This is a genomic window from Pseudomonas sp. SWRI81 (genome assembly GCF_014268545.1).
Taxonomy (GTDB): Bacteria; Pseudomonadota; Gammaproteobacteria; order Pseudomonadales; family Pseudomonadaceae; genus Aquipseudomonas; species Aquipseudomonas hamedanensis.
This window is the reverse complement of the sequence record NZ_JABWQS010000004.1, coordinates 74,536-88,304: the sequence shown is the minus strand read 5'-3', so window position 1 is coordinate 88,304 and position 13,769 is coordinate 74,536. Positions and strand designations below refer to the sequence as shown.

At 61.5% G+C, this 13,769-nt stretch carries 14 protein-coding genes; 7 read left to right on the top strand and 7 right to left on the bottom strand.

Translation table 11 applies throughout. The annotated features are described in order from the left end of the window. Positions 1–2: 2 nt before the first annotated feature. From HU765_RS04150 to greB, 3 genes are read left to right on the top strand one after another with little or no spacing between them, the layout of a single operon-like run. Positions 3–686: an ABC transporter ATP-binding protein gene (locus HU765_RS04150; protein WP_016770883.1), complete on the top strand. Its 684-nt coding sequence runs from the start codon at positions 3–5 to the stop codon at positions 684–686. Further along, complete coding sequence (locus HU765_RS04145) at positions 686–3,190, top strand: ABC transporter permease (protein ID WP_186619148.1); 2,505 nt, start codon at positions 686–688, stop codon at positions 3,188–3,190. The genes HU765_RS04150 and HU765_RS04145 overlap by 1 nt, the downstream gene beginning before the upstream one ends. 35 nt (positions 3,191–3,225) lie before the next feature. Then, positions 3,226–3,723 (top strand): transcription elongation factor GreB, encoded by a 498-nt coding sequence (greB, locus tag HU765_RS04140; protein WP_071173132.1) that lies wholly within the window; start codon positions 3,226–3,228, stop codon positions 3,721–3,723. Positions 3,724–3,729: 6 nt separating this feature from the next. On the opposite strand, the gene HU765_RS04135 is transcribed toward greB, so the two are convergent. The 3 genes from HU765_RS04135 to HU765_RS04125 all read right to left on the bottom strand — a co-directional run bounded on the left by HU765_RS04135 (position 3,730) and on the right by HU765_RS04125 (position 6,250). Further along, complete coding sequence (locus tag HU765_RS04135; protein ID WP_186619147.1) at positions 3,730–4,038, bottom strand: class I SAM-dependent methyltransferase; 309 nt, start codon at positions 4,036–4,038, stop codon at positions 3,730–3,732. Between the two features lie 248 nt (positions 4,039–4,286). Further along, positions 4,287–4,721 (bottom strand): DoxX family protein, encoded by a 435-nt coding sequence (locus tag HU765_RS04130; RefSeq protein WP_186619146.1) that lies wholly within the window; start codon positions 4,719–4,721, stop codon positions 4,287–4,289. 107 nt (positions 4,722–4,828) lie between these two features. After that, positions 4,829–6,250, bottom strand: coding sequence for a transglycosylase SLT domain-containing protein (locus HU765_RS04125; RefSeq protein ID WP_186619145.1), 1,422 nt, complete (start codon positions 6,248–6,250; stop codon positions 4,829–4,831). A gap of 235 nt (positions 6,251–6,485) precedes the next feature. Here HU765_RS04125 and HU765_RS04120 point away from each other — a divergent pair, with 235 nt between their 5' ends. Further along, positions 6,486–7,292, top strand: a complete 807-nt coding sequence (locus HU765_RS04120; RefSeq protein ID WP_186619144.1) for a TatD family hydrolase — start codon at positions 6,486–6,488, stop codon at positions 7,290–7,292. A 49-nt stretch (positions 7,293–7,341) separates the two neighbouring features. Here HU765_RS04120 and HU765_RS04115 read toward each other — a convergent pair whose 3' ends face one another. Further along, entirely contained in the window at positions 7,342–7,506 is a 165-nt protein-coding gene (locus tag HU765_RS04115) for a hypothetical protein (RefSeq protein ID WP_186546450.1), read from the bottom strand. A gap of 98 nt (positions 7,507–7,604) precedes the next feature. Next, positions 7,605–7,853 (bottom strand): hypothetical protein, encoded by a 249-nt coding sequence (locus tag HU765_RS04110; protein WP_186619143.1) that lies wholly within the window; start codon positions 7,851–7,853, stop codon positions 7,605–7,607. Positions 7,854–8,056: 203 nt separating this feature from the next. On the opposite strand from HU765_RS04110, the gene HU765_RS04105 reads away from it, so the two are divergent. Continuing rightward, complete coding sequence (locus HU765_RS04105; protein ID WP_186546452.1) at positions 8,057–8,578, top strand: DUF4142 domain-containing protein; 522 nt, start codon at positions 8,057–8,059, stop codon at positions 8,576–8,578. Between the two features lie 58 nt (positions 8,579–8,636). On the opposite strand, the gene HU765_RS04100 is transcribed toward HU765_RS04105, so the two are convergent. Continuing rightward, positions 8,637–8,900 (bottom strand): hypothetical protein, encoded by a 264-nt coding sequence (locus HU765_RS04100; RefSeq protein ID WP_186619218.1) that lies wholly within the window; start codon positions 8,898–8,900, stop codon positions 8,637–8,639. Positions 8,901–9,088: 188 nt separating this feature from the next. Here HU765_RS04100 and HU765_RS04095 point away from each other — a divergent pair, with 188 nt between their 5' ends. Then, positions 9,089–9,544, top strand: a complete 456-nt coding sequence (locus tag HU765_RS04095; protein ID WP_186546453.1) for a VOC family protein — start codon at positions 9,089–9,091, stop codon at positions 9,542–9,544. Between the two features lie 47 nt (positions 9,545–9,591). Here HU765_RS04095 and HU765_RS04090 read toward each other — a convergent pair whose 3' ends face one another. Next, the gene (locus tag HU765_RS04090) at positions 9,592–11,484 is read right to left on the bottom strand and encodes a sigma-54-dependent Fis family transcriptional regulator (RefSeq protein ID WP_186619142.1); all 1,893 of its coding nucleotides are present in this window, start codon (positions 11,482–11,484) and stop codon (positions 9,592–9,594) included. 246 nt (positions 11,485–11,730) lie between these two features. Here HU765_RS04090 and HU765_RS04085 point away from each other — a divergent pair, with 246 nt between their 5' ends. Next, positions 11,731–13,554, top strand: a complete 1,824-nt coding sequence (locus HU765_RS04085; RefSeq protein WP_186619141.1) for an NAD(P)/FAD-dependent oxidoreductase — start codon at positions 11,731–11,733, stop codon at positions 13,552–13,554. Positions 13,555–13,769 lie beyond the last annotated feature (215 nt).

Sequence of the window (13,769 nt, the reverse complement as noted above, 5' to 3'; positions counted from 1 at the left end):
CCATGGGCGCAAGCATTCTCACCGCGAAGAACCTCAGCAAAGTGGTCCCTAGCGCGGAAGGTGAACTGACTATCCTGCACGAACTCAGCCTGGAACTGAACAAGGGCGACAGCCTGGCCATCGTTGGCGCGTCCGGTTCCGGTAAATCCACCCTCCTCGGCCTGCTCGCCGGGCTCGACCTGCCCAGCAGCGGCGAAGTCACCCTCGCCGGCCAGGGCCTGAGCAATCTCGATGAAGACCAGCGCGCGCGTATTCGTGCCGAGCACGTCGGTTTTGTCTTCCAGTCCTTCCAGTTGCTCGACAGCCTCAACGCGCTGGAAAACGTCATGCTGCCGCTCGAACTCGATGGCCGTAAAGACGCCCGCGAACGCGCCACGCAATTGCTCCAGCGCGTCGGCCTCGGCCAGCGCCTGACCCACTCGCCGCGTCAGCTCTCCGGTGGTGAACAGCAACGCGTGGCCATTGCCCGGGCTTTCGCTGCCGAACCTGACGTGCTGTTTGCCGATGAACCGACCGGCAACCTCGACAGCCACACCGGTGAGCGCATCAGCGACTTGCTGTTCGAATTGAACAAGGAACGCGGCACCACTCTGGTGCTGGTGACCCACGACGAACGCCTGGCCCATCGCTGCCGGCGCCTGATCCGTCTTGAAGCCGGGCTGCTGGTCGCCCCTCTGGAGCCTTGATGGCACGTTTGCCGCTGTTACGCCTGCTCAGTCTTGCCCTTCGTCAACTCATGCGCGATGCCCGCGCAGGAGAGTTGCGCGTATTGTTCTTTGCGCTGGTAGTCGCCGTTGCGGCAAGTACCGCGATTGGCTACTTCGGTGCCCGCCTCAACGGCGCGATGATGCTGCGCGCTACTGAATTTCTGGGTGCCGACCTGGTGCTGGAAGGCAGCTCACCGGCTCGCGAGGAGCAGGTCCGCAGCGGCAGCGAACTGCGCCTGAATCATGCGCAAGTAGTGGAGTTTTCCAGCGTCATCGCCACCGACAACGGCATTCAACTGTCGAGCATCAAAGCTGTCGACCGCGCCTATCCATTACGCGGCGAGCTGAAAAGTGCGCCCGCCCCTTTTGCCCCTGAAGAAGTCGGCGGCGAGCCGCAGCCCGGCGAAGCGTGGGTCGAGGCGCGTCTGCTGACGGCGCTGGATCTGAAGATCGGCGACAGCATCGATGTCGGCATGAAGCCCCTGAAGATGACGCGCGTGCTGACCTATGAGCCGGACCGCGCCGGCAATTTCTACAGCCTGACGCCACGGGTGCTGATCAACCTTGAAGACCTCGCCGCCACCGGCGTGGTGCAGCCGGGCAGCCGCGTGAGCTATCGCGAACTGTGGCGCGGCGAACCGCAGGCGCTGGAAACCTATCGGGAACTGATCAAACCGGGCCTGGCCGCCAACCAGAGAATTCAGGATGCCCGTGACGGCAATCGACAGATTGGCGGTGCCTTGGGCAAGGCCGAGCGCTATCTGAACATGGCCAGCCTGGTGGCGGTGTTGCTGGCCGGTGTGGCGGTAGCGCTGTCGGCCAATCGGTTTGCCAGTCGGCGTTTCGATGCCAGTGCCCTGCTGCGCTGCCTCGGTCTTTCACGCCGGGAAACGATGGTGCTGTTCAGCCTGCAACTCACCGCGCTCGGGCTGGTTGCCGCAATCAGCGGCGCGCTGCTCGGCTGGCTTGCGCAACTGGGCCTGTTCGCCTTGCTGCATGACCTGCTGCCCAGTGATGTGCCACCGGGAGGCCTGTTCCCGGCCATCGCCGGGATCGGTACCGGGCTGGTGGCGCTGGCCGGTTTTGCCTTGCCGCCACTTGCGGCGCTGGGCCGCGTACCACCGCTGCGGGTGTTGCGCCGCGACATGCTGCCGATTCCGTCGAGCACCTGGATGGTGTACGGCGCGGCGCTGGGTGCGCTGGGCCTGATCATGTGGCGCCTGAGCCTGGATCTGCTGCTGACGTTCGCTCTGCTCGGCGGTGGCGTGGTCGCTGCGCTGGTACTTGGCGGTTTGCTGCTGTTGCTGTTGCAAAGCCTGCGCCGGATGCTCGCCCGCGCCTCGCTGCCCTGGCGTCTGGGCCTTGGGCAATTGCTGCGTCATCCGTTGGCAGCGGCCGGACAATCGCTGGCCTTCGGACTGATCCTGCTGTCGATGGCATTGATCGCCCTGCTGCGCGGCGAACTGCTCGATACCTGGCAGAACCAGTTGCCGAAAAATGCGCCCAACTATTTTGCGCTGAACATCCTGCCGGGGGATAAACAGGCTTTCGCCGATCACCTGATCAAGGTGTCCGCGCAAGCGGCGCCGCTGTATCCGGTGGTGCCGGGGCGACTGATCAGCATCAATGGCGAAGCGGTACAGCAAATCGTCAGCAAGGATTCAGCGGGCGATCGCGCCATTCAACGCGACCTGAGCCTGACCTGGGCCGCGGACCTGCCGGCCGGCAACAAGCTCACCGCCGGTTCCTGGTGGAGCGGCCAGCCGTCCGACGATGTACCGGGCGTCTCGGTGGAAGGCAAAGTCGCCGAAAGCCTGAAACTCAAGCTCGGCGATCACATGGTCTTCAATGTCGGTGGGGTCAACCGTGAAGCGAAGGTCACCAGCCTGCGCGAGATCAACTGGGATAACTTCCAGCCGAACTTTTTCATGATCTTCCAGCCCGGCACCTTGAAGGATCTGCCAGCGACCTACCTGACCAGTTTCTATCTGGCCCCCGGTCACGATCAACAGATCGTCGAGCTGTCGCGGACGTTCCCGGCGGTGACCATCCTGCAGGTCGAGGCCTTGCTCGAACAGCTGCGCAGTATCCTCGCCCAGGTCACTTTGGCGGTGGAATATGTGTTGTTGTTTGTTCTGGCTGCGGGGATGGCGGTGCTGTTCTCCGGCCTGCAAGCGACGCTGGATGAACGCATTCGCCAGGGTGCGCTGTTACGCGCACTGGGTGCCGAGCGGCAGTTGCTGATCAAGGCGCGGCGTATCGAGTTCGGTTTGCTCGGCGCGGTCAGCGGTCTGCTCGCGGCGATCGGTTCGGAGGTGGTGAGTCTGGTGCTGTATCGCTACGCCTTCGACCTGCCGTGGCACCCGCATCCGTGGTTGCTGGTGTTGCCGTTGATTGGCGCAGCGCTGATTGGTGGCGCCGGTGTGTTCGGTACGCGTCGGGCATTGAACGCGAGCCCGCTGACAGTGTTGCGCGAGGGTTGATAGACTCAAAGCCGTCTTAATCACAAGAAGTTGCCATGAGCCGCTATCGCCCTCCCCGCACCGCTGGCACCGCGCTGATCACCCCCGAGGGTGAAGCGCGGATGCGCGCTGAATTTCATGAGTTGTGGCATGTGCGTCGCCCGCAAGTCACGCAAGCCGTCAGTGAGGCGGCGGCACAGGGTGACCGTTCGGAAAACGCCGAGTACACCTACGGCAAGAAAATGCTGCGCGAAATCGACAGTCGTGTGCGCTTTCTCACCAAACGCCTGGAAGCACTCAAGGTAGTCAGCGAAAAACCCAGCGATCCGAACAAGGTCTACTTCGGCGCCTGGGTGACCATCGAGGACGAGGACGGCAAGCAATCGCGCTACCGCATCGTCGGCCCGGATGAACTGGATCTGAAACAAGGCCTGATCAGCATCGACTCGCCGCTGGCTCGCGCGTTGATCGGCAAAGCGCTTGACGCCGAAGTCCGGGTACAGACGCCGACCGGCGAGCAGTTCGTCTATATCGTCGCGATCGAATACCCGTAAGCCGAATCAGCGGCGAGTGATCAAACCCTGCCGCGCAACGCGGGTCAGTTGCTTGATCATGTCAGGCGCCTCTTCTGCGCCGGGCGCCTGAATCACCGCCAGATCGAAACTGTCGCTGGCAAAACGCGCCAGCGATTCACCGTCATCAACAAACTGGATCAGGAAGGCGGCAGGACCGCCGCTGCGACGTGGCCAGCCATCGAGATAACGCAACAGCGTCGGCTGGTGTTTGCCGCCAAGGAGAATTTTCGGGTTGCGCTGGGTGATATGAGCCGTGATCGGCGCGGGACGTGCTGGAGGGCGTAGTGCATTCATCGTGTCGTGTCTCTGCCTCAAAAGTCTGCATGGCAGGTGAGAGGCAACACCGAACCAGCGCTTTAGCGGTATTTCGAAGCCCTGCTCCGGCTTCTGACGGTAACTGATCGAGTTACCTGGCGCCCCGCAAGTAGCTGTTTAAATCGGCGCATGAGCAACATCCTAGATAACGTGACCGACCAGTGTCAAGAATCAGCCGCAACAAAAAAGGCCCGCACAATGCGGGCCTCAGGCTTGAGCCAGAGCGCTTAACCGGCGATGGCGCGATCCACCGAGAGCTTGCCGGCGCCTTCGATCAGTACTGCAATGCTGCCGGCCAGCAGGGCCAGGGCGAACTCATAACCGTTGTTGGCCATGAACAGGCCGTTGCCGATGTGTACCGAGAAGATCGCCACCAGCGAAAGGAACGCCAGACCCAGTGCCGCCGGGCGCACCAGCAGACCGATGATCAGCGCCAGACCGGCAAAGAACTCGGTACCGCCGGCCAGCGACGCCATCAGGTAGCCCGGGGTCAGGCCGATGCTCTCCATCCATTGCGCAGTGCCGGCCAGGCCGTAGCCGCCGAACAGACCAAAGAGCTTTTGTGCACCGTGCGCGGCGAAGATGACGCCGACAGCGATACGCAGAACAGTCAGGCCGTAACCGGCACGGGTGAACAGAACCTTGTTGATCAGAGAACTCATGGGGCATTCCTTGTTGTGCAGTAGTGTGTTTGGGTTGGTCGCTATATTAATCAGTTTATTCTATGTTTAAAGCGCAAAAATTTCGCCATAACAATCGAATTGTTAGATTATTTCCGTGAGACCACTTTTTGCCCGCGCGGCTCCAGCGACTCCCGCTCCCGGTCGAATGCCAAGTAATACTTGTTGACGCTATTAACATAGCTGACGGCGCCCATTCCCACCTGCTCCATGGCAATGCGCTCGACCTGGAAGAACCACTGGTTCGGATTCAGGCCGCGTCGCCGCGCTTCGGCACGCATGCCCTGCACGCGCTCCGGGCCGATGTTGTAGGCGGCGAGCGTGAAGGCCATGCGTTCACGCTCATTGAGTTTCGGGCTGTTGAAGAACTTGCGACGGATCATCGCCAGGTATTTGGCCCCGGCCTGCACATTGGCATCGAGATTCTGAATATTGCTGACGCCGACCCGTTGCGCCGCGGACGGCGTGATTTGCATCAGCCCGGTCGGGCCGCTGCCACTGCGGGCGTTGGGTTGCAGACGCGATTCCTTGAACGCCAGCGCCGCCAGATTCAGCCAGTCCATGTTCTGTGCGTCGGCGTGCTTCTGCAGGGTCGGACGCAGTTTTTCCAGACGCTGTCGATCTGCTTTGGCCAAGGGGTAATGGACTTGATACAGGCGGCGATAAATACGCAGAAACGCGGCATCTTCGTTTGACGGTTTCTTGTAACCGGTGAGGAAGCGGTCGATGCTCGCACGCAACATCGACGCGTCGCGCCGCACGAACCAATGCTCCTCGCCCGGTTCGCCGAGGTTCAGCTGCCGGTCGAGGCGCAATTTGGGCAAGATCTTGCCCCAGCGCTCGGCAATCGGTTGCTCGACGATGGTCAGGTGGAAAATGCCGCCCTGGACCATCTCCAGCACGTCCTCTACCGCCAGTGTCGGATCGACCCATTCGATATTGATCGGCGCCAGCTTGTGCAGCGCCAGTTTCTGATTCAACTGGCTGACCGCCTCCCCCGCCGCGCTGCCGGTGGGCAACGCCAGGGTTTTCCCGGAGAGCTGCTCGACCTTGGTGTAACGCCGCTCGCCTTTGATGCCGACCAGCACCAACGGCACATTGCTGGCGATCGGTTCACTGCTGGACACCGCATAGCCCGACGGCAAATCGAGCAACTCGCCGGGCGCGACCATGTCGCCTTCGCCACGCTGCAAGGCGCCGAGCAATTGATCCTTGGCTTTGGGGATAATCTTGAGGGTGACGTCCTGACCGTCGCGGGCGTGGCCATTGAGGTATTGCTCGAACGCACGCAAGCGATGGTATTCGACACCGATGGCCTGGCCCTGGACTTCGCCAGAGCTGTTGCGGCTCTGATTGACCAGCACCCGCAACACCCGGCTGCTGCGAATCTCGGACAGGTCGCGGACCTTGGTCGCCGGCACGGCTTGCAGCGGCCCGGGCAAGCGGGCGAGCACCGGCATCGGCAGCAGCAACGCGCCACACAACAGCAGCAAAACCGAGGGACGATGCATCCACTCTCCGAAAAGAATACGGGCGATTTGCGCCTACAACCGTGGCGAAATCACCGAGGAAAACAGAGCGCTCGGAGCGCTGGTAAAGTGCGAAAGACTGGCACAGTGATGGCGTCACCGCCACCCCCGGTCTCTCGCGGCCTCAACAGACAGCCATAAGCCGTTGTAGTTCTTGGCTTTTCTTATAAATCTACAGCTCTGATATGCTTTCCGGCCTTCGGCCCGAGGTAGCACCATGCAACTCATCGATATCGGCGTCAACCTGACCAACCCCAGTTTCGCCGACAAACACCAGGCCGTGCTCGACCGCGCGTATGCCGCCGGGGTCTGCCAGCTGGTGCTGACCGGCACCAGCGTCGAGGGCAGCGAACAGGCGCTTGAACTGTGCCGGCAACTCGATGACAGCGGTCAGCGACTGTTTGCTACCGCCGGCATTCACCCGCATTCGGCCAGCGACTGGAATGCCGACAGTGCACGGCGCCTGCGCAGCCTGTTGCAGGAAGGCAATGTCGTTGCAGTGGGCGAATGCGGGCTGGACTTCAATCGCGACTTCTCGCCGCGCCCGCAACAGGAGAAAGTCCTCGAAGAACACCTGGCGTTGGCGGTCGAGTTGCAATTGCCAGTGTTCCTGCATGAGCGTGATGCCAGCCAGCGATTGCTGGAGATCCTCAGGGATTACCGCGATCAGTTGCCCGCGGCCGTGGTGCATTGCTTCACCGGCGAGCAAAAAGCCTTGTTCAGCTACCTTGATCTGGACTTGCACATCGGCATCACCGGCTGGATCTGCGACGAGCGCCGCGGCACGCATCTGCATCCGCTGGTCAAAGAGATCAAACCGGGACGGCTGATGCTGGAAAGCGATGCGCCGTATCTGCTGCCGCGCACGCTGCGGCCGAAACCGAAAAACGGTCGCAATGAGCCGGCGTATCTGACTGAGGTGTTGCGCGAGGTGGCGTTGCATCGCGGCGAGACCGAAGAAGCGCTGGCGGCGCATACCACCGCCTGTGCCCGGGCATTCTACGGTTTGCCAATCGTTTCCTGACACCACCGAATCCCATTGTAGGAGTGAGCCTGCTCGCGATAGCGGTCTGTCAGTTACTGGACCTATCAAACTTGTCGGGATCGTCGTCCGGCGGGAGTTCCTCGACAGGCTCTTCGGGTTGGGTGGTGGTATGCGCCGGGCTGTTCGGTTCGGGCCGGGTGGGAATCGGGTCGAAACCGCCCTGCTCTTCGCTGGGAAACCTGGGATCATTCATGAGGCACCTCGCAACGAGTCCATGATGTACAGACTCTGCACATTGGAGGTGCCGTTCGCTGTCGCCGTTCCCTCAGATGGCCGCCACGGGGCGGGCGTTTACTGGCCGCTCAGAGGCTGACCGGCCAACCGGGCGACGATCTGTTCCTTGACGATCACGCGCTTCTCTTTGAGTTTTTTCAACGCGTCATCGCCGAGCGACTCTGCATCCTCGGCCTCGACCACTTCTTTATCTGCCTCAAAGTACTTGTTGAGCAACGAATCCAGTTTCGGATCCTTGGAGCGTTTCTGCTCGATCTCTTCCTTTTTGCAGCCCAGGTCCTGATACAGATCATGTGAAACCGGCATGAAACACCTCCATCAGTTGATCGATAACCAACGCGACCGATGCGCTGGTTCCTTACCAGCATGGCCTTGGTCGGACGCATCTGTCGACTCCCTGTCAGACCAGCGGTGTCCGTTCGTCGCCCTGTCGCAAATGCGATAAAACCTTTGCCGCCTGCGCTCGCTCCATTGGATACCGCTCACAAAAACCTGCGTGGAGATACCCAATGGACGGATTCAATTTGCGTCATCTCGCTCTGGCTGTTGCACTGAGTGCTGGCATGGGCTCGGCCTTTGCTGCCACTTCCAACGACTTTGTCGACAACGCTGCCGCCAGCGGCATCGCCGAAATCGAGACCAGTCGCCTGGCTCTGGAAAAAAGCCAGTCGGCCGACATCAAGGCATTCGCCAACCAGATGATCACCGATCACGGCAAGGCCAACGATGAGCTGGCGGCGATTGCCAAGGCCAACGACATCGAAGTGCCGGACACCACCACCTTGACCAAGCAGGCCAAGGCCAAGATTCTCGACATGCGCGACGAATCGTTCGATGCGGCCTACGCCAACAACCAGGTCATGGCCCACGAAGAAACCATCAAGCTGTTCAAGGAACAAGCCAATACCGTGACCGATGACAAGGCCAAAGGCGCCACGGAACTGAAAGCGTTTGCGCAGAAAATGCTGCCGGCGCTGGAAAAACACCTCAGTCACGCCAAAGAACTGCAAGCTAAACACCCGAGCAAGTAACCGCCGGGCACTAAAAAGGCCGCATCCTTCGATGCGGCCTTTTTGCGTTGCGTGTCGATCAACCGCCGTCGGTATCGATATCGGCATCCGTATCCTCACCCGGTGCGGGCCGCTCCGGTTCGGGCTTGAAGCCGGGGCTGAATTCGTTGCTGTTATCGCTGTGGTGCTGCTTCTGATCCACCTCGCTGGACGCACTGTCCGCCTGGCCTTTTTCAGCGGGCGCAGGGGTATTTTGCCCGGGTGCGTGCGGGTCGATGGCCGGATCGTTGCGGTTGATCGATTCAGGGGACTGATTTTGCGTTTGCAGCACTGGCTCGTTCATATCCACCTCATTGATAGTCCTGCGTCCTTCTCTTGTGGCCAGCTGGAACACACCGGCCATGCAGATTCGAAGCCCGACGCCACGGATTCGTTCAAAATAATCCGCACCCGGGCCATCGCCTCAGGGAACCCACCTATTTCTGCGCGTGGCGGGTATAACATGGCGATCGCTCAACAGGGAAAGCTGCAATGGATCTGAAGTTCAGTCACGTGGACGTACTGGTTAATGACTTGGAAGAAGCCTGTGCTTACTACGCACAGATACTGAATGCCAGGATCTCGAAAACCCTCGTTTGGGAGCGAGGCGGTCTGCACGTGCGCTACGCCATTGCGCTGATCGGTGAGGAGCGTTTCATGTTGGTACAGCCGTTGGCGGGCAATCTGAAGACCCTGTTGGACGCCTCGGGCGAAGGGATGATTTATCGCCATTGCTACTCGACGCCGGACATCGAGAAAGCCTACGACGAACTGATCGCCGCCGGTGTTCAGCCAGAAGACGAAAACGGCAAGCCACTGGCCCGCGCAGATCTGCAATCTCCGTCCGGCACACGCATTATCTGGTTGCCCAAGCGCTTCGGGCACTTCTCGATCGAAATCCTTGAACACAAGACGCTGGAGGCGTTTGTGGCAGCGGCATTTTCCTGAAGGGGGCGGCGCGGGTCTTGGGTCGATGCGCGTTCACCCAGCGCCCCTCATCCCGGTCGCGAAATCCCGTGCTGTCGCAGTTTGCGATAGAGCGTATTGCGACTGATGCCCAGGCGCGCGGCAACGCGGGCGACATGCCAGTGTTGCGCCTCCATCAAGCGCAACAATGTCTGCCGTTCGCTGATGCCCAGCGGGTCTTCGGCCGGCTCGGCGGGCGCGGACGCCGGTAACAGCTCTTCCAGGTCGTGCAGCGTGACGCGCCCCTCCACCGCCAGCGCCACCAGGGTGCGCAAACACGTGCGCAACTGCCGGACGTTGCCCGGCCAAGGCTGGGCCAGCAAACGCGCCCTGACACCCGCCTCCAGTCGCACCTTGGCGCCTGCCGCTTCCTCACGCAGCAGCAGGTCGAGCAGACGGCCCTTGTCGGAGCGCTCACGCAATGGCGGCAGCTCAACGGTGAAACCGGCGATGCGATAAAACAGGTCTTCGCGCAAGCGCCCCTCGGCCACGCAGACCTGCAGATTCTGGTGACTGGCACTGATCAGACGGACGTCGAGCGCACGTGCAGTGGCACTGCCGAGCGGCACCACCTGACGCTCCTCGAGCACGCGCAGCAGGCGCGTCTGCAGCGCGAGTGGCATATCACCGATTTCATCGAGGAACAGAATGCCGCCGTGGGCCTGCTCCAGTTTGCCGACCATGCCGTCCTTGCGTGCACCGGTGAAACTGCCACCGCGGTAGCCGAACAGCTCGCTTTCGATCAGCGTCTCGGGAATGGCCGCGCAATTGATCGCAACAAACGGCTGGCCAGCTCTGGAACTGGCGCGGTGCAGCGCCGCCGCGAACGCCTCTTTGCCGGCGCCGGTTTCGCCCTGCAGAAACACCGGCACATCGCGCTCCAGCACACGCAGCGCCCGAGCGAATCCGCGTTGCAGACGCGGGTCTTCGAGACAGACGCGCTCGTCGTGGTAATTGGGGGCAGGCGCCAGGGTCAGCGGCGCCGGGCGAATCGGCTCGCGCAACTGGCCGTAGAACAGGCGCCCGTCGACCAGGCGCATCGGCCAGCAGACGTTCGGCTGCAAGCTGGCCTGACTCATGAGCTGCTCCATCGGGGTTTCCAGGAGCATCGTCAGTGACTGCCCGACCATTTGCTCCCGGGCCAGGCCCAACAGCTCCAGCGCCGCCTCGTTGACCGAACAGATGCGCGCGCTTTCGTCGAAACTGAGCAGGCCTTCACCCAACAGCCCGACAAACCCGGCGTCCGGATGAAAACGCAGCAGATAGCGCTGCGGCTCGTGCCCGAGGAAATAGCAGCTCTCGATCAGCTTCGCCGACAGGTTGGTCAGTGCCATGGCTTTGAAGCGTTGCTCAAGGCTGTTTTCCTCGCGCACGGAAGACAGGTTGAGGACCGCGAGCAACTCACCGCTTGCGTCGAATATCGGGCTGGCTGAACAGGTCAGGCCAACGTGCTTGCCGCGAAAATGCTCATCACGGCGAATGGTCACATGCTGGCGCTCGACCAGGCAGGTGCCGACACCGTTGGTGCCCTCATGCTCCTCACTCCAGACTGAGCCCAGCCACAGCCCGGAGCGCTGGAATTCGGCGCGCTCGGACTCGTTGAACACACTGTCGATCGCCACACCTCGGGCATCGGTGAGCAGCACGACATGGCCGTCGCGCCCCAGTTGCTGGTGCAGGCTGTTCATCTGCCAATGCGCCACGGCAATGATGTGTTCCAGCGGCGCGCGGTGTTCGCGCAAGCGCGCCTGTTCCAGCACATCCGGTGCGCGGGGGCTGGCGGGATCGAGCTGATATTGATCGAGGCAACGCCGCCATGAGCGGGTGATCGCCCTGTCTGCCGCCGCACTGTGACTGGCAACGCTGCCCTGCACGGCTTGCATCACCTGGCGCGCATGGGCGTTGATCGAGGCCGGTTTCATTATTGTTGTACTCCGCTTCGGTGAAGACACGGGTGTGACCGCAGCTTAGATGAAAAGCCTGCCGCGAGGGAACTTTGCGCCGCGTGACACAGTGTCATGCACCATTACCGAATTCGTGACATGGCGCCCTTTGCGACCCCGCCAAATATCGCATCAGCCTGTCTGCATCGTGGCTTTCAGCGAGATGGCCCAAGCCTTGCTCTGGTGTCAGGGCTTACCCACAAAAACAAGATCGGGAGTGGCCCCATGAACATCGCTATCGATACACCTTTGCAATCGCCAACGGCGCAACTCGCCGCCTGGGTCGAACGCCTCGGCGAGCGGCTCGCGCAACGAGATGTGGACGGCACGCTGGAGTTGTTCGCCGAGGAATGTCACTGGCGTGACTTGCTGCTGTTCAGCTGGAACCTCGTCACCCTGGAAGGCAAATCCGCAATCCGCGACCTGCTCGAAACACGCCTGGAGCAGACCCGGCCCGAGCGCTGGAAACTCGAAGGTGAAGCCACGCTCACCGACGGTGTGCTCGAAGGCTGGATGAGCCTGGAAACCGACGCGGCCCGCGGCAAAGGCTACGTGCGCCTGAAGGACGGTTTGTGCTGGACGCTGCTGACGACCATGCGCGAACTCAAGGGCTTCGAAGAGCCCAGCGGTCGCCGCCGGCCGATGGGCGCCAGCCACGGCCAGGCCCACGCCGACAAACGCAACTGGCTGGAACGCCGTCGCGATGAAGAGGCAGCGCTGGGCCTCACCACGCAGCCGTACTGCCTGATCGTCGGTGGCGGCCAGGGCGGCCTCGGCCTCGGTGCACGGCTCAAGCGCCTGGGCGTGCCGACGCTGATCATCGACAAAGCCGAGCGTCCCGGCGATCAGTGGCGTGGCCGCTACAAATCGCTGTGCCTGCACGATCCGGTCTGGTACGACCACATGCCTTACCTGCCCTTTCCCGACCACTGGCCGGTGTTCACACCGAAAGACCAGATCGGCGACTGGCTGGAGATGTACTGCAAAGTCATGGAACTCAATTACTGGCCGCGCACTGAATGCCTCGGTGCCCGGTTCGATGAACAAAGCGCTCGCTGGAGGGTCGACGTGCTGCGCAATGGCGAGCGGATCACCCTGCAACCGACGCAACTGATCCTCGCCACCGGCATGTCGGGCGTACCCAACGTGCCCGTGTATCCGGGCGCCGAAGGCTTCAAGGGCCAGCAGCACCACTCCAGCCGCCACCCCGGCGGCGACGCCTGGAAAGGCAAGCGCGCGGTCGTCATCGGCGCGAACAATTCGGCCCATGACATCTGCGCCGACCTGGTGGAAAACGGCACCGAAGTCACCATGGTGCAACGCTCCAGCACGCACATCGTACGCTCGGACAGCTTGATGGAGCTGGTCTTCGGCGGACTCTATTCCGAAGACGCGCTGGAGTCAGGCTTGACCACGGACAAGGCCGACCTGCTGTTCGCCTCGATTCCGTACAAGGTCATGCCGCAGTTTCATCGGCCGATCTTTGACGCTATCAAAGAGCGCGACAAGGAACTCTACGAACGCCTGAGCCGGGCTGGTTTCATGCTCGACTTTGGCGACGACGAATCGGGCCTGTTTATGAAGTACGTGCGCCGTGGCTCGGGTTATTACATCGACGTCGGCGCCTCGGAACTGATCGCCAATGGCACGATCAAGCTCAAAAGCGCCCCCGGCCTGGGCGTCGAGCGTATTGAGGCAGACGCCGTGTTACTGACCGACGGCAGTCGGTTGCCGGCTGACCTGATCGTCTATGCCACTGGTTACGGCTCAATGAACGGCTGGGCGGCGAAACTGATCTCCCAGGAAGTCGCCGACAAGGTCGGTCGCTGCTGGGGCCTGGGTTCCGGCACCACCAACGACCCGGGTCCTTACGAGGGCGAACTGCGCAATATGTGGAAGCCGACCCAGCAGCAAAACCTGTGGTTCCACGGCGGCAATCTGCATCAGTCACGGCACTATTCGCTTTATTTGGCGTTGCAATTGAAAGCCCGTTTCGAAGGGCTCGATACTGACGTTTATCGCCTCGCAGAGCGGCATCATCTGGGCTGAGCCTACAGGCGCCTGACCTCGGTTGGGCGCCTTTTTTGTGCATGACATCCATATCCATGCACTGTTCGACGAACAGGACGGACAGTTTGCAGAATCAGGCAAATCGAGGACAGTATTGGCCTAACCTCGCCACCGTCCTCACCCCTAATCTGAACCCATGCAGAACACACCACTGCAACGGGTTAACCAGATGCTGATCTGAACGACCCGGACCT